Source organism: Exiguobacterium sp. s149, assembly GCF_018618395.1.
Taxonomy (GTDB): domain Bacteria; phylum Bacillota; class Bacilli; order Exiguobacteriales; family Exiguobacteriaceae; genus Exiguobacterium; species Exiguobacterium chiriqhucha.
Genome location: NZ_JACSLZ010000003.1, coordinates 102,180 through 121,582 on the forward strand (window position 1 = coordinate 102,180; position 19,403 = coordinate 121,582).

Consider the following 19,403-nt stretch of genomic DNA (forward strand, 5'->3'; position numbering starts at 1 on the left):
ATAACGAAAAAAGAACCGAATGACACGTACGCGTGGTGCGTCAGGTCATTCGGTCCTTACTTATAGGCTGGCACTGAGTACGATGTCGCCCTCGGGTGCCGTGTTGCCGCGTTCGGGTTCTTTCGTGACAGCAACGGTATCCCAGTCTATCTCTGATTCGGTCGAATCGAGCGTATAGATGACGGTCCCGTTGCCTTTGTCGTCCGTGACGAACGCCCCGGTCGGAATCGGAGAGCCGTCTTTTAACAACCAAACTTGATACACTTCGTTCGCTTCGAGCGCATCGAGTCCGTTCGTCTGGACGATGAGCTGGCGCTGGCCGTCCTGTTCGGCGAGGTAAGCCACGCCTTCCGATTCACCTTCGAGCGGGACGGTCTCGGTCAAGGCGATTCCGCTCGGATCATCTTGGTTCAATAGCAGATAGCCGTTCCCGATCAAAGAGAGCACGAGTGCGGCTGCGAGAGCGAGCGCTCCCCATGGCGTCTTCTGTTTTTTCTTCGATGCCGTGAATGGGGTGACCGGGGTCGGTTCGTCTGGTTTCGACTCTGCCTCCGTATTCGTATCGTCTTCAGCGAACACGTTGTCGAGGATGCGTGCCTTCATCCCGCTCGGCGGTTCAGCCGGTTCAGAGAGGAACGCGACGCCGCCGACGAGGGCCTCGAGTTGTTCGAGCTCTTCTTGACACGTTTGACATGTCGCGAGATGCGCTTCAAACCGGATGCGTTCGTCTTCCGTCAAATGCTGGTTGAAATAATCGATCAATTGGTCACAAGCGTTCATCGTTCCACCTCCTTATCGATCAAATCATGGGATAGATGCCTTCGTAACTGTTTCAACGCTAATCGAATCCTTCCTTTTACGGTACCGAGCGGAATATCGCACGCATCGGCGATCTTTTGTTGGCTGAGCCCTTGGAAATACATGAGGCGGATGACTTGTTGTTGCTCGGTCGGCAGTTCGGCCATCGCCGTCTCGATTTGCGTTCGCTCTTCTTGCCATTCGACCTCGGTCTCGACGGACGGGGCCGGGGACGGGATGGCTTCAGCGTAAGACTCGTCTAGTTGCAGGTCGGGTTTTCGTTTGCGAATCAAGTCGATCGTGACATGACGGCTCATCGTGAACAGCCACGATTTGAATTTTCCTTTTGAGTCATCATATACGCCGCCGCCGCGCCACAGCTTGATGAATACTTCCTGCATCGCTTCTTCGGCGAGGTCGCGGTCTTTCGTCAACTGCATGACAAAGGCATACAGGATTCGTTCGTAGCGATCATAAAGTGCCTCGAGCGCTTGTTTGTCTTTTTGCCTGACGCGCTCGTACAGTTCAATATCAGTCATGGCTGTCTCCTTTATCCATAAGGGAATCCCTTGTATTGATCTAACGGATGAAACCGTGAAATGGATGCCTATTTGAGGTGACTATTTTGTGAACGGTCGTTATGTAGTCCCGTGTTTAACGGGAGCATGTCGACGTCGCGTCGCCGAGGCGGCGGAAGAGTTTCAAATTCAAGGCGCTGAGCAGTCGATACGTCATAAAACTAATGAACGTCGCCGTGAGGAGCGTGACGAGAAGTGCGGGTCCGTTCGAGAGCCATTGTTGCCAAAATGAATATGTCCGTATGCCGAACAAAAAGGCGAAGACAAGTCCGAACCCGATCACGATTCCGCTATACTGACAGTAGTAGCGGCTTAAACGATTTTTCATGTTGCACGTCCTTTCTCCTTTTACTATACGAGAAGGGGTATGGCGATACAAGGAGGATGACGATGAAACGATTTACAAAGGAAGGACGGACGCTCATCTGTTTTGATTTCGACGAGACGTACTTCCCGCATGCTTGTTCCGCAAAGCAGTTGGAGCGCTTGCGGCAACTCGAAGATTTTCTCGATCATCATTCACATCGCTTATCAACGATGTGGGTGACGGGGAGTTCGCTCGAGACGATTATGGAGAAAGTGAAGCGGGCCGAGATGCGTTACTTCCCACATCGAATCGCGGCGAGTCTCGGGACAGAGCTGTATCAAGTGACGGCGTCCGGACAACTGGAGCTTGATCCCGGTTATTCGTCACGGTTTCCCGATGATTTTTCAGACCGCGTCACCCAAGTCGTCGACAGGCTAGGGCGAACACTCACGATTGAACCACAGACGAATCTTGGCACAAGCGGCTGGATGCACAATTATTATTACTTCGGCAAGAGCGCACAGGAGCTCGAGCATATTCGTTCGAGTGCCGGTGACTTCGGAATCGCGGTCAACGTTAGTCGTTGCAACCCGCTCGCCGGGGATCCGGCAGACGCCTACGATATTGATTTCATCCCACGAGGGGCGGGGAAAGTCGCTGCAGTCGACTACGTGTGCGACCGATATACGTTTCAAACCGAGCACGCCTACGCGTTCGGGGACAGTGGGAACGATTTAGGAATGTTGGGGTATGTCGGTAACGGCTATGTGCTTGGCAACGGGACGGAAGAAGCCAAACGAGAACATGGTCGTGTCACCGAGGGCATGTATGCGGATGGGATTCTAGAAGTGTTGCATCGAGCGATGCGATAGACGAACTCAAGCGCTGGCGACTAGACGTAGCGCTGCGGTCTCCACCCGCTCGAACAAATGCGTTCTCAGCCGATGGGTCGTCAAATCGAGCGGCAGACGATGCTTCCAAAGCTCGGTGAACACCTCGAATAGGACGGCCTCGGCCCAGTCGGCTCGCGTCGTCAAGCGGAGGGTGAGCGAATATAAGATGCGCTCATAGCGGTCGTACAGCAGTTCGAGCGCGGAAGTGTCGCGGTTTAACAATCGTGCGTATAAATCGTGATCGGATATGAATGACATGGTGAACTCCTTTAAGAATGAGACTATCTCGGGTTAAGTTGCGGGAAAATGACGGAACCTTCTTATTTCACTTATAAGGTGAGCGTAAACGGTTACTTGCTGATTCGAGCACATTCAAAAAACACCCGAGGTCCGCGTCTAGCGGCCAGGCGGGTGTTTTTGGGTTAAAACGACGTATAACAGTGAGGGCATGTCTGGGTGTTCCCACCGGACCGTTTGAACGTTTTCTTACAGTTCGGACACGTGACGGTCTCGGTGTCTTGGCCGAACAGGCTGCCGCGGTTGAATAAGACATTTCGTAAATTTGGCAAGGCTTTGGCGGCATAAATCATGGAGATGAATAGGACGATGGCCAAAACGGCCAACATGACATATGTCATAACGGGCGTACTCCTTTCGCAAAAGATTCATTTCTTCTAGCATACGGCAAATCGCTCAAACGCACACCTCTAGACTGGAATTGAGAACAAATGTTCGATATAATAAAGGTAACAAAAGGAGGGAGATCAGATGAGGCAAGAAGTCATGCGTTGGATGCGGAACGGACAAGTCGTAGAAATGGTGTATATCGATCGGAACGGGGTCATTTCAAAGCGACGCGTCAAACTGATGAAGCTGCAAGGCGATCGACTTGTCGCGTGGGATATACGCAAGAAGGCCCGTCGGACATTTTGTATGGAACGTGTCCTCGCCTGTCTCCCGACGATCGAACGAGATTCAGGACGAGAGGAGGGAATTGGATGACACCACTTCCGAAATGTTCGGCGCCGGCCGAACGGGCGCTCAAGGCCGCCTATATCGATACGCTCGAACAGTTGGCCACGTATACGAAGCAAGAGATTGCGGCCTTACATGGGGTCGGGCCAAGTGTGCTGCGGATCTTGGAAACCGCGCTTCATGAGCAAGGACTTCGGTTCACCGACAACGAAATACATTCCTAGTCCCGTCCTGGACTAGGAATTTTTTGGTTGGGCGATTGCATTGCACGTAAAAAGGGAAGTAATATATTTGTCATCTCCATTACAGCCTAATATCTAGTACCATGACGATAAGGTTTGCGAACCTAGCGACACCCATGAGAAAGGAAGTACACAGCATGAGGACGAAACGTTTATCCGCCATTCTAGAAAATGAGATGGATGACATCGAACGCGATCCATGGGTGACCGGAATTGAGACAGATTCCAGAAAGGTCAGTCCAGGGAATTTATTTATCTGTATCCGCGGTTATACGGTGGACGGACATGAATTCGCTGAGGATGCCGTCTCCAAAGGAGCGGTTGCTGTCATCTCGGAATACCCGCTTGATCTTGAGGTGCCGAACCTTGTCGTCGCGGACACGAAGCGGACAGCCGGTGTGGTGGCCAGTGCCTTTTATGACCACCCCTCACATCGGATGCGTATTTACGGTGTCACCGGTACGAATGGCAAAACGACGACCGCGACATTGACATATGATCTATTTCGTCTGTCCGGACGACCGGTCGGGATTGTCAGTACGATTGGAGCACGTTATAAAGATCAAACATTAAAAACACCAAATACGACGCCGGAAGCCGTCGTCTTACATCGTATTTTGGCCGAGATGGCGGATGCCGGCGTGACCGACTGTGTCGTCGAAGTCTCCTCGCATGCAATGATGGAAGGACGTGTCGAAGGCGTCCGATTTCACGCGGCGGCGTTCACGAACTTGACGCATGACCACTTGGATTACCATCGCTCAATGGACGAGTACGCCCGGGCCAAAGCCCGATTATTCGAACAAGTCGAAACGACAGACGGGGACGCCATTATTTTGAACGCCGAAGACCCGGCCAGTAAAACGATGGCCGCCTTTGCCCCGACCCGTCGACGTATCATGTATAGCACGCATGCGGACGTACCGGCCGATATCCAAGTCATTTGGCATGACCAAACGGTAGTCGTCAAAATGAACGCACTGACGATTGAGGCGCCGGTCCGCTTCATGGGCGCATTCAATGCCGCCAACTTGGCCGCAGCCATCGGTCTCGTCTCGACGTCGGAACTGATGTTGCGTGCAATCATCGCCAACGTGCCGGGACTCACGCTTCCGAAAGGTCGGCTCGAACGACTCGATACGGAAGACGCCGAGATTTATCTCGATTATGCCCATACGCCTGATGGTCTCGAGAAGTGTCTATCGACGCTTCAGCAAGGGGAACGTGAACTCGTTGTCGTCTTGAGTGCGGCCGGAGACCGAGATCCGACGAAGCGGGCAGAGATGGGTCGAATCGCGAGCCGCTATTCAGACGATTTAATCGTGACAGTACATGACGTGCGGACGGAAGACCCGAGGCACATCATCGATGGATTGCTCGAAGGTGTTGATTCGAACACGCATTACGTGACGTTCGAGGAACGGCGAGATGCCTTGCGCCATGCAGCGCAACAAGCGCTCGTCGGGAAACGGATCGTCGTCGTCGGAAAAGGTCATGACCATGTCGAACGAGTCGGACAAGAGTCGATTCCGTTCAACGAATCGGACATTTTGCTCGATGAATTAAAAAAATTAAAAGGCCAAGAACCGGCCGTTTAACGAAACGATGACAGCTGTCATCGTTTTTTAATGTGTCATTTTAGGAAAAGAAGGTAATTACTCTTACTGTAACGCTATCGAAGGAGGGAACTACACATGTCAGTTTTGTACAAAGAGTTCACAAATGATGAAGAAGTCGTGACCGCCATTCAATCGATGAAAGCGAAAGGGATTGAGGACAAGCACATTTATGTCATCACCCATGACGATGACCGGACCGACCGTGTGGCCGATAATGCCGACGCGAATACGGTGACGGCATCAGACGTCGGCCTGGGGACGGCCGCGAAAAATGTGTTCCGTAAAAAAGGGGACGAGCTTCGAGCCCAATTCGAACAGCTCGGCTTCTCATCGACCGAAGCGGATCAACTCGAGAAAAAATTAGACCAAGGCAAGGTGATCGTCGTCGTCAAAGACGCACCAGCCGGATTCACGTTATAATTCCACCACCATGGAGAATACAGAGACAGGGCTGAATCGATGGATTCAGCCCTGTTTGTTAGTCATGGATCCGAACGACGGTCCGACCGCTCAGTTCGCCGCGCATCATCGCCTCAGCGTGGCGAGGGATGTCATGCAACGGAATCTCATGAATCATATGGTTGAGCACGTTAGAATCAAGCAGCTCATCCAGTCGTTCCCACGCCTTCAGACGACGTACGATGGGTTGCATGACCGAGTCGATGCCGATTAATTTGACTCCGCGCAAAATAAACGGATAAACAGTTGTTGGAAGGTCGGAACCGCCGACAAGTCCGCAAGCTGCAACGGCACCTTCATAACGCGTTTGACTCAAAATATTCGCAAGAGTGGCCCCGCCAATCGAATCGATTGCCGCGTCAAACCGCTGTCGAGCTAACGGACGAACCGCTCCCTCAAGCTCGTGTCGATCGATGACGGTGTCAACGCCAAGTGCTTGCAAATAAGGGGAGTCTGTCTTTCCTGTGGATGCGATGACGTGATAGCCAAGTTTATGAAGTAAGATAATTGAAAAACTGCCTACGCCTCCAGTTGCACCTGTTACTAGCACTTCTTCCCCTGGTCGAACGCCAGCGGACTCAAGCGCATCGATTGAAAGCATGGCTGTCAATCCAGGTGTCCCGATTGTGATGGCATCACGCATGTCCATACCTTTAGGCAGTTTTACAAGCCAGTTTCCGGGAACTTGTGCAAATTGACTGAATCCGCCGAAATGTCGTTCGCCGATCCCGAAACCGGTGGCGATGACTTCATCGCCGGCTTTGAAGTCGAGATGATCGGACTCGACGACCTTGCCGACAAATTCACATCCAGGGATGAACGGGTATTGATTAATGATTTTTCCGGGTTCGGTAAGACCGAGGGCGTCCTTATAATTGAGTGCGGAATAATGGACCTCGACGAGGACGTTACCGTCTTCTTCTTTTGGAAGCGCGTCGAGTTTGACGTCCGTCACCTTGGCGTGAAGATGGTCATCCGTCTTGTCGAGGACGAGTGCTTGAAATGATTCGTTCATGGTCAATTGGCCCCTTTCGCTGATCCGTATTCTATTCCTTTGTTATGATTCCCTACCTGCCAAAATATATACACGAATGTTTCGTTCTAACAGGGAGTGGAATGGTACAATGAAAGAGATTCAACTAGAGTGAGGAGGAATGAAGCATGCGGCACGACGACTATGAGTTTGATGAAGAAGTAGAAGAAGGCGAATTGTTCAACGTATACGACATTCTGCCACCGGATGGTACCATTCTTGAGATGGCAACGGCCGAAGAGATGGTACGTGCGGCGGAACTCGAGGCGACACATAATGCGCTCGAGCGAATCCAAGACTCAAACTTTCAGTTGTCAGGGGTAACCTTTAAAGAGTTGCTGGCAGAGTTCGAACGATACGAGCAAGAATCGATGGAATTCTGGACAGGTGTTTATAGCCGATTGCGCATTCCATGGGCATGGACGATTCGAATCGATGTGGCCAACGGTCCGATTCACGTCGTCAATGACCGCGACATCTTTATCGATGAAGCGGACTTCGAAGAGTACGATTTCGAGGAATATGCTGATGATGATTACGAAGAAGAAGACAATCAATGAATCCAAAAACGTCTTTCCCTCATTCAGGGAAAGACGTTTTTTTGCTGTCGAGGAGAGCAACACGGATGCGCGTTACTTCTGTCGCTCCGAACCAAAGTCCGACGCTACATAAGATGGCGACACCGCTCACCATCGCTCCGACAATCGCCGTGTCCCCAATCATCGTGAACGACAATCCGAGACTGAACAAGCCGAAAAATAATAATCCTCCTGCAATCGTCTTCATGACTTAGCCACCCTTTCTCATTTCATCTGTCTCTAGTGTAGGCGGTTGAACCTAAAAAGGGTGGCTGAATTTTATACCAGGTGAAAAATCAGTCTAGGTCATACACCGAATACGTCTTGCCATTCTCGAACGGCTCGTCTAGCAAGTGTTTCGCCAAGATGCGGGCGACCGTTTCAGGGGTGCGCAATCGTCCTTCCGTCACATAGGAGCGGAACTGTTCAACGTCACGGAACGCGTCTTCTGACGAGGCCCGAATGCTTTCCTGCATCGCGGTGTCCATGACGCCTGGATTGAACAAGGCGACCTTGTCGTCCGTATCGGTCAATTCAAGGGCGACCGTCTCGGTGAAATGATCGAGCCCGGCTTTCGTTGCACAATAGGCACTCCAGCCCGAGATGGGGCGCTTGGCGGCCCCAGAGGTCACATGGATGAGCGAGACGGGCAGGTCGTATGCGAGCACCGCGTTTGTCAAGAGCATCGGGGCGAGCAGGTTGGCTTGGACGTGGGCGATGAGCTGCGCAGCGTCCAATTGACCGGCCCGATGAATCGGTTCAATCAACGCCGCATTTTGGACGACGAGCAAAGACGTTGCCGTCTCGATGAGCGGCTTCATCTGTCCAATTGCGGCCAGTGTGCTTGTCGGATCAGCTAAGTCGACCTTGACGTGACGGAACGAGGCATCGGTCGCCTGCGTCCGTGAAAAATTGACGACCTCGTAATCCCGCTTCAATAATTCCTCGGCGATGGCACGGCCGAGACCGCGCGACGCACCGGTCACGATGGCTAGTTTCATGACAGTTCCTCCTATTCGTGAATCGTCTTTCGATACCCGTAAAACGGGCGGAAATTCAATTTCTCGTAGTACGTGTGGGATGAAGCGCTCGCGAGCATCTCGAGGCGCGTTTAGGGGTAGAGCGCATGCACGTGTGACAGCAGTCGCTCGCCAATCCCGAGGCGACGGTGCGAGGCCGCGATGAGCAGTTCGCACACGTACAGGCTCACGGTCGTGTCGGTCAATCCACGCAAGTAGGCGATCACCTGTCCTTCTGACTCGACGACATAGGCGACGTTCGATTGCCGCCACGCCTGTTTCGTCAACTCGTGTTGTCGGACGAGTTGACTCCAACCTTCCGTTTCATTCAACGCTTGAATCTGTTCGAAGTCACGTTCTTCGTATGGGTGGATGTTCAAGAAGACACACCTGCTTTCTGTTCGATGACTTTCATGAGGTCGAACGCCCCGTCTGACTCGTTCGAACAGACGACCGAGACGATGTCTGTGGCCGGATAGTAAGCAGAATGAAAACTGACGCCGGGGTCATAGCCCATGACATGATATTTGAAGACGTGTCGATTCGCGTCCAATTGAATCCACAGACCGTAGCCATAATGTACGCCTTTGTCGTTTACCTTCACATGAGGAGTCAGCAGTCGTGATGTCATCTCCTCCCCAAGCAGGCGATGACCGAGCAGGGCGTTCCAAAGTTTGGCCATATCTTGTGCCGTCACGAACGCGCCGCCGTCCGCGCCGCCTTTGACGGGAATCGAATAGTGGTTCGTCCGCCAAGAGCCGTCCGCGTGGTCGATATACCCGAGCGCCGTGTGCGCTGGTAAGGCATCGAGGGAGAAGTACCCCGAATCGGTCATGTCGGCCGGCTTGAACACGAATCGTTCGATATAATCCGAGAATATCAACCCGCTCGCTTGTTCGACGATGAGGCCGAGCACGATATAACCGGCATTATTGTATTGGGACACGCCTCGTTCTTGTCGCATCGGCTCGTGTTGGAACATCGGGAGAAAGTCACGTAGCTGCCGGATGTGATACATCGGTCGTTGCCGCCACAATTCCTCAAAATCGACCATGACAGACTCGTCGAAATAATCTGGGATGCCGGACGTGTGAGTGAGCAACTGTTCGACTGTCACGGCCGGGTCGAACGTTGGAAAATCGATGGTGAGGCATTCGCCGAGCGTCGATGTAAATGCCAACTTGCCTTGTTCGATGAGCTGACAGACGGCGATGGCCGTAAACAACTTACAGCCCGAAGCGATACCGAATCGGGTCGATGTTCGATTTTCAATTCGTTCCGCACGATTCGCATAACCTTGTTGACGGTCGAACAGGATGTCGTCTTGTCGCATGACGAGCGCCGATCCAGAAAAAGTAGATGAGACTTTATAGCGTGACCAGTCAGGACTCATGGTTGACCTCCACCTTCTAATTTTTAAGTTTACATTTATCAACAAATAAACTTTATGTTTAAACGTTAACCTAAATAATGGAAAAGGTACAGGCGGCATTTCGCTAATGTGATACGATAGAATAGTACGTTTAGACGGGGAGCGGGAAAACATGGAACAATTTTGGTTAGGTTTATTAGTTGGATTGATTTTGGTACTTGTTGCGCAGAAGACACTTCAATCACGTAAAGAGGTGGACGGAGCCTTTGCACATTTCGGTAACCACGTTAAAGATGTCATCTATATATTTGAAGTCAAACCGACGTTTCGTTTTCGTTACATAAGTCCTTCCCTTGATTTGTATCTAGGTGAGGGCGTTGTAGCGGAAAACTACGAAAATCCAGATGATTGTTTTCGTCGTATTCACCCAGATGATTATCAACTTCTCATGAATAAAGTCTCAGGAAAGATGAGTTACGATGAGGCTATCTCGCAACGTTGGCGCACTAATGACGGTCGTTACTTACGTTTTGAAGAATACACGACCCCAATCTATAAAAATGGTGAGATTGTAGCTGTACAAGGAATCATTCGGAATGTAGAAGCGGCTGTAATGAAACGTGAGGAGTTAGAATATGTGAGCCGTCATGATGAACTCACTGGGGTTTTGAACCGACGTGCCTTTAACGAAACAATTGATCGTCTCTCTTTTAAAAAAGTAGGATTGATAGTCATCGATTTAAATGATTTGAAGAAAATTAATGACCATCAAGGTCATTCGGCTGGTGATCAGTTACTTCAGAAAACGGGACTCCTCTTGCAAGGGTTAAGCGAAAACGTTTATCGGATTGGAGGGGACGAATTTGTTGTATTAACTGATCAACTACAACAAGATGAATTGTTAGATTTGACGGTCTCCATTAGGAGCATGTTTGAATCGAATTACATTTCAGCCGCTGTCGGTGCAGCTTGGGAGGAGCAGTTAAACGATTTCAAGAAATTATATGATCAAGCGGACCAAAACATGTATAAACAGAAGAATAGAAGTAAGACAAACAGACGCGTTCCTTGCTAAAAGATATCAGCAAGGAACGCGTCTGTTTGTCTAAATACATTATTCACCAATCGCTTCTTCACGTTCGGTGTCTGTCGTACCGAGATTCGTCAAGTAAGCCTCATATTTCGGAAGCCAGTAGCGATACGACGCCCAAACGAGGACGCCCGTCACAGCGAACAAAGCGACAGTCGCCGGCCAGAACCAGCTCGAGACGATCCCGTCTGCGTAGGCGAGACCGATCGGCGAGAAGACGAAGTAGACGAAAATCATCGACGCGACAAGGATGATGGAAGTCGAAATTGCATGACGCCATGGCTTGACGCGGCCAAGATCGATGCGAATCGGATTGATGTGTTGCATCGGTCGAACTTTTGCGAACACGAGCATGATGGTCGTTTCGAGGACGAACAAGATCCCGTAAATGTGAATGAAGTTGATGCCAAGGTCGAAGCCGAACCACTGCTCCGTTCCCCAGACGAGGAAGTAATACGTGACGACGTGGAAGCCGATGACGAGTTTCGCGGCAATCGGCGGTACGCGCTTCACGAGCATCCCGATTAAGACGATGACGAGAATCGGGATGTTGAAGAAACCGGTGAAGCGGCGAATCAAGTCCCACAGTCCGTCCGGTGCGTACATCAAGTTCGGAGCGACGAAGAACGAGACGAGCGCGACGAACGTCCCGAACCATTTGCTGACACGAATCAAATCTTTGTCAGACGCGTCCGGTTTGAACTTCGGCTTATAAATATCGAGCACGAATAAGGTAGCGATACTATTGAGCAACGAGTTGAACGAGCTGAACACGGCACCGAGCAAGACGGCGAGGAAGAAGCCCATGAGCCACATCGGCAACAAGTCGGCAATCAAGCTCGGATAAGCGAGGTCGGCCTTATCGACGTTCGTGCCATACAAATGGAATGCGATAATCCCTGGAAGCAGCATGAAAATCGGGACGAGCAACTTCAAATAGCCGGTGAAAAGCACCCCTTTTTGACCCTCGGCCAAGTTCTTCGCCCCGAGTGCCCGTTGGATGACGTATTGATTGAGTGCCCAATAAAACAAGTTCGCAAAAATCATCCCCGTGAAGATGGACAAGAACGGAACGGAATCGTTCTCTGAACCGATCGCGTTCAGTTTCTCTGGATTCTCGGTTGCAATCGTCTTCATCCCATCGACGAGGTTGCCGTCACCGAGCGCGATGAAGCCGAGCGTCGGGACGAGGAAACCGATGATGATTAATCCGATCCCGTTCAACGTGTCGGAGACGGCGACGGCGCGGAGACCACCGAAAATGGCGTAAACGGCTCCGATAATCCCGATGAACCAAATGACGAGCCAGAGCGACTGCTCGAAGCTGATTCCGAGTAATTCCGGTACGTCAAACAGTTGCAGGACGGCCAATCCGCCGGAATAGAGCATCGATGGGATCGTGACGCACATATATCCGAACAAGAACAACAGGACCGTCAAGCGGCGGACGTCCTCGTCATACCGTTGGCTCAAAAATTCAGGGATTGTCGAAATACCGATTCCGAGAAAACGCGGCAGTAAAAAGAGCGCCATGATGATGGCGGCGATTCCGGCTGTGACTTCCCACGCCATGGCCGACATGTTGCCGGCGAACGATTGCCCGTTTAAGCCGATTAACTGCTCGGCTGACAGGTTCGTCAATAAGAGTGATCCGGCGATAAAGATGCCGGTGAGCCCCCGTCCGGCCAAGAAGTAGTCGTCGGCACTCTCGACTTTCCCTTTCGTCATGCGATAAGACACGTAAGCGACGAGTCCCATGAATAAGGCCCCTGTGATTAATATGTAAACAACTTGTTGAATGGTCAACGACATTCCCTCCCTCAACTTCTTCTTATTTATAAGTACTTTTTCATAACTACCCTTCACGAAGTAGGATTATTTCTCGTCTTCTCTTTTGTAAAAGAACTGTAACAAACCTCACAACAAAAAAAGACACCTGAGAGGTCAGGTGTCAAAAAAAGCGAAGCAACGAAGTCGCGACCGTGAAATAAATGATTAAGCCAAGATTGTCGACGACCGTCGTGATGAACGGACCCGACGCGACGGCGGGATCGAGTTTCAATCGATTGATCAAGAGCGGCACGAGCGTCCCGACGATGGTCGCCACGCTGAGCGACGCAAAAATCGACAGACCGACGATTATGCCGATTAAGGCACTGTCATAGAGGACGGTGATGACGCTGAAGATGACGACCATACAGGCGAACCCGAGCAATAGCCCCGTCCCGAACTCACGACGAATCATTTTCAACACGTTCTTTCGATTAATCGTCCCGAGCGCGATTGAGCGGACGGCGACGACGAGCGATTGGGTGGCGGCATTACCGGCCGAACCCATGACGAGCGGCATGAAGACGGCGAGCAAGACGATCGTTTCGAGCGTGTCCTCGAAACCGCCGATCGTCGACGCAGTAATCATCCCGAGAAACATGAGGCTGATAATCCATGGCGCCCGCTTCATCGCCGCCTCGACCGGTCCCATGTTGATGTCGGACGAACCTTTCGTCGCTGACAGCTCTTCGAAATCCTCGGTCGTCTCGCGTTCGATGACGTCCATGACATCGTCGACCGTGATGATCCCGAGCAGATGGTCCTCGCTGTCGATGACAGGCAGGGCCAATAAGTCATACTTCTGAACGGTCCGGGCCAAGTCTTCCTGGTCGGCGAGGACGTGGGCCGACACGACGCGCCGGCCCATGATGTCCGCGATTTGCACGTCGAGCGGGGAGACGATCAAGTCGCGTAGCGAGACGACGCCGACGAGCCGGCGATCGGTGTCGATGACGTACAGGTAATAGATTGTCTCGGCTTCCGGTCCAAGTTCGCGCAAGTCTTCGAGCGTCGCACCGACGGTCTTGTCCGCCTTCAACACGATAAACTCGGTCGTCATGATGGCACCGGCCGTATCGTCCGGATAGCGCATCAAGTCTTTGACCTCGGTCGCCTCGGTCTCGTCCATCAACTCGAACAGTTCGTTCATGAAGTCGTCAGGGAGCTCGGTCATCAAGTCGGCGGCGTTATCCGAGAACATGTCGTTCAACACACGCACGGCGAACGGACGGGGCATCTCTTGGATGAACTGTTCCTGCTCATCCAGTTCGAGTTTTTCAAACAGGTCAGTAAACTCTTCCGGGGACAGCGCCTCATAGACGAACTCACGGCCCGGACGTTCAAGTTCGATGAACAGGTCGGCCTGTTCACCGGGGTGGAGGGTGAGGAACACGTCGCGGAAATCGACCGGGTCCCCTTTTTGAATAAGCGCTGTCACTTGGGCTTCATGACGGGCGCGTTCTGTACGTTCGATTGCCATCGACTCACTTCCTTTTCACATCATTTGTCTATATTATGGCACGACTGGCGAAAGGCTCAAACAAAATCAAAAAAACGCTATGAATTTTTTTCACAATCTATACAGCGTGTATACGTCACTTTCCTTCGATTCGAGGAACCACACCGTTTCTCGAGTGATTGTTCATTCAAATCATGTCATGCTCTATGCACTATTCTGTGGAATCCACCACAGTCCGAACGTCGGACTTGCCCATCGTGGAAATGGGTAAGTTGATAATGTAAGGGTAGCAACACACCCGAATCACAAGGAGGAAGCGAGATGATATCGATGACGGATCAACAAACCGCACGGGACACGACGCTGAAACATCCGATCCACGTGTATTCAGAAATTGGTGAACTCAGGACCGTCCTGTTAAAACGTCCAGGACGCGAACTCGAAAATTTGACCCCGGAATATTTGGAACGACTCCTGTTTGACGACATTCCCCATCTTCCAGTCATTCAAAAAGAACACGATTACTTTGCGAGCGTGCTCCAAAACCGAGGCGTCGAAGTGCTCTACCTCGAAAATTTAATGGCTGAGACGTTGTCGTTGCCGGGTGTCCGTGAACGTTTCATCGCCGATATCTTGTCAGAGTCCAAATCAAATATCAACGGTTCGTACGAGACGCTGAAAGAATATTTGCTCGCCTACGACAATGAAAAGTTGATTGAAACCGTCATGGCCGGGATTCGGAAATCCGAGATTAAGCCCGAAAAACGGCGCCACTTACACGAGATGATTGAGGATACGTATCCGTTCTATCTCGATCCGATGCCGAACTTATACTTCACCCGTGACCCGGCGGCAGCAATCGGCAACGGGCTATCCATCAACCGGATGAAAGAGCCGGCTCGTCGTCGTGAATCGTTGTTCACGCAATATATTATGCGTTATCACCCGCGATTCGCGAAACACGACATCCCGATTTGGTCGGACCGCGACTATCGTTTCGCGATGGAGGGTGGGGACGAACTCGTGTTGTCGAAGGAAGTCGTCGCCATCGGGATTTCCGAACGGACGACGGCCCAAGGGATTGAACGGGTCGCCCTCAACTTGTTGAAAAACGACGGTACATTCAAGAAAGTCATCGCCATCGAGATTCCGAAATCGCGCGCGTTCATGCATCTCGACACGGTCTTCACGATGGTCGACCATGACAAGTTCACGATTCATCCGTTCATCCAAGGTCCAGGAGGCAAGATGAATATCTTTGAACTGACGTTGAACGCCGAAGGCGAACTTCACATCACGCAGCAAACGGATCTGTTGAACGTGTTGAAAGCCGCACTCGGTCTCGATGAGATCGTCTTAATCCCATGTGGGGGCGGGGACCCGATTGCCGCTGCCCGCGAGCAATGGAACGATGGGTCGAACACGCTCGCCATCGCCCCAGGCGTCGTCGTCACCTACGACCGCAACTACGTCTCGAACGAGTTGCTCCGTTCCGAGGGCGTCGAAGTCATCGAAATCATGTCGAGTGAACTGTCGCGTGGTCGTGGGGGTCCACGCTGTATGAGCTGTCCGATTATCCGCGAAGACATTTAACGAGGAGGAAACGAGCATGTCCACAACGTACAACTTTGATTTGAAAGGCCGTCATTTTCTATCATTGAACGATTTTTCAGGAGACGAGTTGAACTATTTGATCGATTTATCGGCCGCCTTCAAGCGTCAAAAGCAACAAGGCGTCCCGCATCGCATCTGTGAAGGGAAGAACGTCGCGCTGTTGTTTGAAAAACCATCGACACGGACGCGCTGTGCGTTCACCGTGGCGGCCATCGATCTCGGCATGCATCCGGAATACCTCGGGAAATCGGATATCCAGTTCGGCAAAAAAGAATCGGTGCGCGACACGGCCATCGTGCTCGGACGGATGTTCGACGGCATCCAGTTCCGTGGGTTCGCCCATGAGACGGTCGAAGGTTTGGCCAAAGATGCCAGGGTCCCAGTATGGAACGGATTGACGGACTTATATCATCCGACTCAAATCTTGGCCGATTTCTTGACCGTCAAAGAACAGAAAGGCGAGTTGTCTGGCATTCGCTTCGTCTATGTCGGCGATGGACGCAACAATATGGGCAACACGCTCTTGATTGGTGGGGCCAAAGTCGGGATGGACATGCGCATCTGCGCGCCGAAATCGCTCTGGCCGTCAGATGAAGTCGTCGATTTTGCCCGCTCGGTCGCTGCCGAGACGGGAGCGAAAATTATGTTGACCGAGAGTATTGATGAAGCGGTCGCCGACGCCGACGTGATTTACACCGATGTGTGGGTGTCGATGGGCGAAGAGGCGGAATTCGCCGAGCGGATCAAGTTGCTCCATCCTTACCAAGTGAACATGGACATGCTCACGAAGACGAATAATTCAGACGTCATGTTCCTTCACTGTCTGCCAGCCTTCCACGACTTGGAGACAGAGGTTGGCCGAGCCATCCATGCCGAATACGGTCTGACCGAGATGGAAGTCACGGACGAGGTGTTCCGGAGTCGTCATTCCTTCGTCTTTGATCAGGCGGAGAATCGGATGCACACGATTAAAGCTGTGATGGCGGCGACGCTCACCGACACGAACGAATGGCTTGAACGCTGACGGACGGGAGGGGTTTCCCCTCCGGTTCGTACTAAACGAAAGGGATGAGTTCAATGTCTACGAAAATAGCGCATGACTCAAGTGGAACGGCAGGCGTACAACCGGAGAAAAAGGATCGACGATTAGGGCTCGGGGCGTTGACGGCACTCGTCGTCGGTTCGATGATTGGCGGGGGAGCCTTCAACTTGGCGGCCGATTTGGCCCAAGGTGCGAACGCGGGGGCGATTTTGATTGGGTGGGTCATCACCGGAATCGGGATTATCGCACTCGGTCTCAGTTTTCAAAATTTGACGATGCGTCGTCCAGACCTCGACGGCGGGGTGTACAGTTACGCCCGGGCCGGCTTCGGTCAGTTCATGGGGTTCAACTCGGCGTGGGGCTACTGGCTCTCCGCATGGCTTGGTAACGTCGCCTATGCGACGCTCCTGTTCAGCTCGGTCGGTTATTTCTTCCCAATCTTCGAAGGCGGTCAAAACATCGCCTCCATCATCGGCGCCTCGATTATGCTGTGGCTCGTTCATTCGCTCATTTTACGAGGCATTCATGAAGCATCCATGATCAACATCATCACGACGATTGCGAAACTCGTACCGATTTTTGCTTTTATCACCATCACCTTATTCTTCTTCAATCTCGATAATTTCACGTTCGATTTCTGGGGCCAGGGTGGTTTCTCATGGGGTAGTGTGAGAGACCAGGTCGTCTCGACGATGCTCGTCACACTATGGGTGTTCATCGGTGTCGAAGGGGCGGTCGTCTTATCCGGACGGGCCCGCAAGCGCTCGGACGTCGGAAAAGCGACAGTCATCGGGTTGCTCGGGACACTCGTCATCTATCTGCTCATCTCGGTCATGTCGCTCGGTCTCATGAATCCAGAGAACGTGGCGAACGCTTCACAACCGGCGATGGCGTACTTGCTCGAGTCGGCGGTCGGACCGTGGGGCGCGATGCTCATCAACGGCGGTCTCGTCATCTCTGTCCTCGGGGCGTGGCTCGGTTGGACGTTACTTGCCGCCGAGATTCCATTCGTGGCCGGGAAAGACGGCGTGTTCCCGAAATGGTTCACGAAAGAGAATAAAAACAGCGCGCCGGCCAACGCGCTCTGGCTCACGAACGGATTGATTCAATTGTTCCTCTTCACGTTCCTGTTCTCGGATGCGGCGTATAATTTCGCCTTCTCGCTCGCTTCGAGCGCCATTTTGATTCCGTACGTCTTCTCGGCCTTCTATCAAGTCAAAGTCGCGAAGAACGGCATCGGCTACAACGCCGGTGAACGCCGGACCCGCGATCTCATCATCGGAGCCGTCGCCTCGATTTACGGGATTTGGCTCATCTATGCGGCTGGAATCGACTATCTGCTCTTGACGACCTTACTGTACGCACCAGGTACGTTGCTCTATATCAAGGCACAGCGTGAGAACGGCATCAAGACGTTGACGAAGACGGAATGGATTGTGGCCGGTGTCTTGACCGCGCTCGCCATCTTGGCCGTCGTGCGTATCGTCTCGGGAAATATCTCAGTCTTTTGATCGGGGGAAACCAATATGCGGAATAAACGAGTAGTCATCGCACTAGGTGGAAATGCGATTCAACAAGGAAAAGATGCGACGGCCGAGGCTCAAATTCGAGCCGTCGAGGCGACGGCGGAATCACTGGCCGCGCTTGTCGCCGAAGGGATTGAGGTCATCATCACCCATGGCAACGGGCCGCAAGTCGGAAATTTGATGTTGCAACAGGCCGCATCAGACAGTCCGGCGACACCGGCCTTGCCACTCGACGTTTGTGGGGCGATGACACAAGGGATGATTGGCTATTGGTTCGAGAATGCCCTCACGAAAGCTCTGAGATCGCGCGGTTTGGAACGTTCGGTCGCGCCAATCGTCACGCGGTCGGTCGTCGACCCGAACGATAGTGCCTTCAGTCACCCGACGAAGCCGATTGGTCCCTTCTACGACGAGGCGGAAGCGCAGCAGATGGAACGGACGACCGGTTATGTGTTTAAAGAAGACGCCGGTCGCGGCTATCGCCGCGTCGTCCCGAGTCCGTTTCCAGTGGCGATTCTCGAGCACGCGGTCATCCGTGACCTTGTCGCCCATGAGCACATCGTCGTCGCCTCTGGCGGTGGCGGGATTCCCGTCATCGATACACCAGATGGTTATGTCGGTGTCGAGGCGGTCATCGATAAAGATTTTGCCGCTGCGAAACTCGCCGATCTCGTCGACGCCGACATGCTCCTCATTTTGACGGCCGTCGAGCACGTATTCGTCGATTTCGGGACCCCGTTGGCTCGGGCGCTCGAAGAGACGACGAAAGAACAGCTCGAGACGTATATCGCCGAGGGCCAGTTCGCACCGGGCAGTATGTTGCCGAAAGTTCGGGCGGCCCTTCAGTTCGCCGAGTCAGGCCACGACCGGGTCGCCGTCATCACGTCGCTCGAACAAGCCCTTGCGGCGGTCCGAGGCGAAATCGGGACGCGCGTCCGACTCGCCGCGACGCTCCAACAATAAGCTTAA

23 protein-coding genes are annotated in these 19,403 nt (G+C 52.4%); 11 read left to right on the forward strand and 12 right to left on the reverse strand.

Annotated features, from left to right (window positions below; all coding sequences use genetic code 11):
- Positions 1-60: 60 nt before the first annotated feature.
- The 3 genes from KNP81_RS05525 to KNP81_RS05535 form a co-directional block, all read right to left on the reverse strand.
- Positions 61-780 carry an anti-sigma factor gene (locus tag KNP81_RS05525; RefSeq protein ID WP_214719081.1) on the reverse strand — a complete coding sequence of 240 codons (720 nt, stop codon included), beginning with the start codon at positions 778-780 and terminating at the stop codon, positions 61-63.
- On the reverse strand, positions 777-1,337 hold the full coding sequence (locus KNP81_RS05530) for an RNA polymerase sigma factor (RefSeq protein ID WP_214719082.1): 561 nt from the start codon (positions 1,335-1,337) through the stop codon (positions 777-779). Before KNP81_RS05530 ends, KNP81_RS05525 begins: the two co-directional genes overlap by 4 nt.
- A gap of 115 nt (positions 1,338-1,452) precedes the next feature.
- Complete coding sequence (locus KNP81_RS05535; protein WP_214711245.1) at positions 1,453-1,704, reverse strand: hypothetical protein; 252 nt, start codon at positions 1,702-1,704, stop codon at positions 1,453-1,455.
- Positions 1,705-1,766: 62 nt separating this feature from the next.
- Here KNP81_RS05535 and KNP81_RS05540 point away from each other — a divergent pair, with 62 nt between their 5' ends.
- Complete coding sequence (locus KNP81_RS05540) at positions 1,767-2,555, forward strand: HAD family hydrolase (RefSeq protein WP_214711246.1); 789 nt, start codon at positions 1,767-1,769, stop codon at positions 2,553-2,555.
- Positions 2,556-2,561: 6 nt separating this feature from the next.
- Here the strand turns inward: KNP81_RS05540 and KNP81_RS05545 are convergent, their stop codons facing one another.
- On the reverse strand, positions 2,562-2,834 hold the full coding sequence (locus tag KNP81_RS05545) for a hypothetical protein (protein WP_214711247.1): 273 nt from the start codon (positions 2,832-2,834) through the stop codon (positions 2,562-2,564).
- Between the two features lie 164 nt (positions 2,835-2,998).
- Positions 2,999-3,214: a hypothetical protein gene (locus KNP81_RS05550; RefSeq protein ID WP_235420224.1), complete on the reverse strand. Its 216-nt coding sequence runs from the start codon at positions 3,212-3,214 to the stop codon at positions 2,999-3,001.
- A 130-nt stretch (positions 3,215-3,344) separates the two neighbouring features.
- On the opposite strand from KNP81_RS05550, the gene KNP81_RS05555 reads away from it, so the two are divergent.
- From KNP81_RS05555 to KNP81_RS05570, 4 genes are all read left to right on the forward strand, one after another.
- Positions 3,345-3,578: a hypothetical protein gene (locus KNP81_RS05555; RefSeq protein ID WP_029594535.1), complete on the forward strand. Its 234-nt coding sequence runs from the start codon at positions 3,345-3,347 to the stop codon at positions 3,576-3,578.
- Positions 3,575-3,775: a helix-hairpin-helix domain-containing protein gene (locus KNP81_RS05560; protein ID WP_214719083.1), complete on the forward strand. Its 201-nt coding sequence runs from the start codon at positions 3,575-3,577 to the stop codon at positions 3,773-3,775. Before KNP81_RS05555 ends, KNP81_RS05560 begins: the two co-directional genes overlap by 4 nt.
- Before the next feature lie 155 nt (positions 3,776-3,930).
- On the forward strand, positions 3,931-5,391 hold the full coding sequence (locus KNP81_RS05565; RefSeq protein WP_214719085.1) for a UDP-N-acetylmuramoyl-L-alanyl-D-glutamate--2,6-diaminopimelate ligase: 1,461 nt from the start codon (positions 3,931-3,933) through the stop codon (positions 5,389-5,391).
- 96 nt (positions 5,392-5,487) lie between these two features.
- The gene (locus KNP81_RS05570; RefSeq protein ID WP_034779525.1) at positions 5,488-5,832 is read left to right on the forward strand and encodes a YflT domain-containing protein; all 345 of its coding nucleotides are present in this window, start codon (positions 5,488-5,490) and stop codon (positions 5,830-5,832) included.
- A gap of 58 nt (positions 5,833-5,890) precedes the next feature.
- On the opposite strand, the gene KNP81_RS05575 is transcribed toward KNP81_RS05570, so the two are convergent.
- The gene (locus KNP81_RS05575; RefSeq protein WP_214719087.1) at positions 5,891-6,886 is read right to left on the reverse strand and encodes an MDR family oxidoreductase; all 996 of its coding nucleotides are present in this window, start codon (positions 6,884-6,886) and stop codon (positions 5,891-5,893) included.
- A 146-nt stretch (positions 6,887-7,032) separates the two neighbouring features.
- On the opposite strand from KNP81_RS05575, the gene KNP81_RS05580 reads away from it, so the two are divergent.
- Positions 7,033-7,464: a hypothetical protein gene (locus KNP81_RS05580; RefSeq protein ID WP_034779522.1), complete on the forward strand. Its 432-nt coding sequence runs from the start codon at positions 7,033-7,035 to the stop codon at positions 7,462-7,464.
- Between the two features lie 19 nt (positions 7,465-7,483).
- Here KNP81_RS05580 and KNP81_RS05585 read toward each other — a convergent pair whose 3' ends face one another.
- From KNP81_RS05585 to KNP81_RS05600, 4 genes are all read right to left on the reverse strand, one after another.
- Positions 7,484-7,690 (reverse strand): hypothetical protein, encoded by a 207-nt coding sequence (locus KNP81_RS05585; RefSeq protein ID WP_034779520.1) that lies wholly within the window; start codon positions 7,688-7,690, stop codon positions 7,484-7,486.
- Between the two features lie 88 nt (positions 7,691-7,778).
- Positions 7,779-8,483, reverse strand: coding sequence for an SDR family NAD(P)-dependent oxidoreductase (locus KNP81_RS05590; RefSeq protein ID WP_214711251.1), 705 nt, complete (start codon positions 8,481-8,483; stop codon positions 7,779-7,781).
- Positions 8,484-8,593: 110 nt separating this feature from the next.
- On the reverse strand, positions 8,594-8,881 hold the full coding sequence (locus KNP81_RS05595; RefSeq protein ID WP_353048077.1) for a GNAT family N-acetyltransferase: 288 nt from the start codon (positions 8,879-8,881) through the stop codon (positions 8,594-8,596).
- Positions 8,878-9,894 carry a serine hydrolase domain-containing protein gene (locus tag KNP81_RS05600; RefSeq protein ID WP_214719088.1) on the reverse strand — a complete coding sequence of 339 codons (1,017 nt, stop codon included), beginning with the start codon at positions 9,892-9,894 and terminating at the stop codon, positions 8,878-8,880. The genes KNP81_RS05595 and KNP81_RS05600 overlap by 4 nt, the downstream gene beginning before the upstream one ends.
- 151 nt (positions 9,895-10,045) lie before the next feature.
- On the opposite strand from KNP81_RS05600, the gene KNP81_RS05605 reads away from it, so the two are divergent.
- Positions 10,046-10,948, forward strand: a complete 903-nt coding sequence (locus KNP81_RS05605; RefSeq protein WP_214719089.1) for a sensor domain-containing diguanylate cyclase — start codon at positions 10,046-10,048, stop codon at positions 10,946-10,948.
- A gap of 39 nt (positions 10,949-10,987) precedes the next feature.
- Here KNP81_RS05605 and KNP81_RS05610 read toward each other — a convergent pair whose 3' ends face one another.
- On the reverse strand, positions 10,988-12,769 hold the full coding sequence (locus tag KNP81_RS05610) for a solute:sodium symporter family transporter (protein ID WP_214719093.1): 1,782 nt from the start codon (positions 12,767-12,769) through the stop codon (positions 10,988-10,990).
- 145 nt (positions 12,770-12,914) lie between these two features.
- Complete coding sequence (gene mgtE, locus KNP81_RS05615; protein ID WP_214719095.1) at positions 12,915-14,273, reverse strand: magnesium transporter; 1,359 nt, start codon at positions 14,271-14,273, stop codon at positions 12,915-12,917.
- 342 nt (positions 14,274-14,615) lie between these two features.
- Here mgtE and arcA point away from each other — a divergent pair, with 342 nt between their 5' ends.
- The 4 genes from arcA to arcC are packed head-to-tail and all read left to right on the forward strand — an operon-like array spanning position 14,616 to position 19,397.
- Complete coding sequence (gene arcA, locus KNP81_RS05620; RefSeq protein ID WP_214719384.1) at positions 14,616-15,845, forward strand: arginine deiminase; 1,230 nt, start codon at positions 14,616-14,618, stop codon at positions 15,843-15,845.
- Positions 15,846-15,861: 16 nt separating this feature from the next.
- A complete protein-coding gene (argF, locus tag KNP81_RS05625; protein WP_214719097.1) occupies positions 15,862-16,890 on the forward strand; it encodes an ornithine carbamoyltransferase in 1,029 nt (342 codons plus the stop codon).
- A gap of 53 nt (positions 16,891-16,943) precedes the next feature.
- Positions 16,944-18,419: an arginine-ornithine antiporter gene (gene arcD, locus KNP81_RS05630; RefSeq protein WP_214715650.1), complete on the forward strand. Its 1,476-nt coding sequence runs from the start codon at positions 16,944-16,946 to the stop codon at positions 18,417-18,419.
- Positions 18,420-18,434: 15 nt separating this feature from the next.
- Positions 18,435-19,397 (forward strand): carbamate kinase, encoded by a 963-nt coding sequence (gene arcC / locus KNP81_RS05635; protein ID WP_214719099.1) that lies wholly within the window; start codon positions 18,435-18,437, stop codon positions 19,395-19,397.
- Positions 19,398-19,403 lie beyond the last annotated feature (6 nt).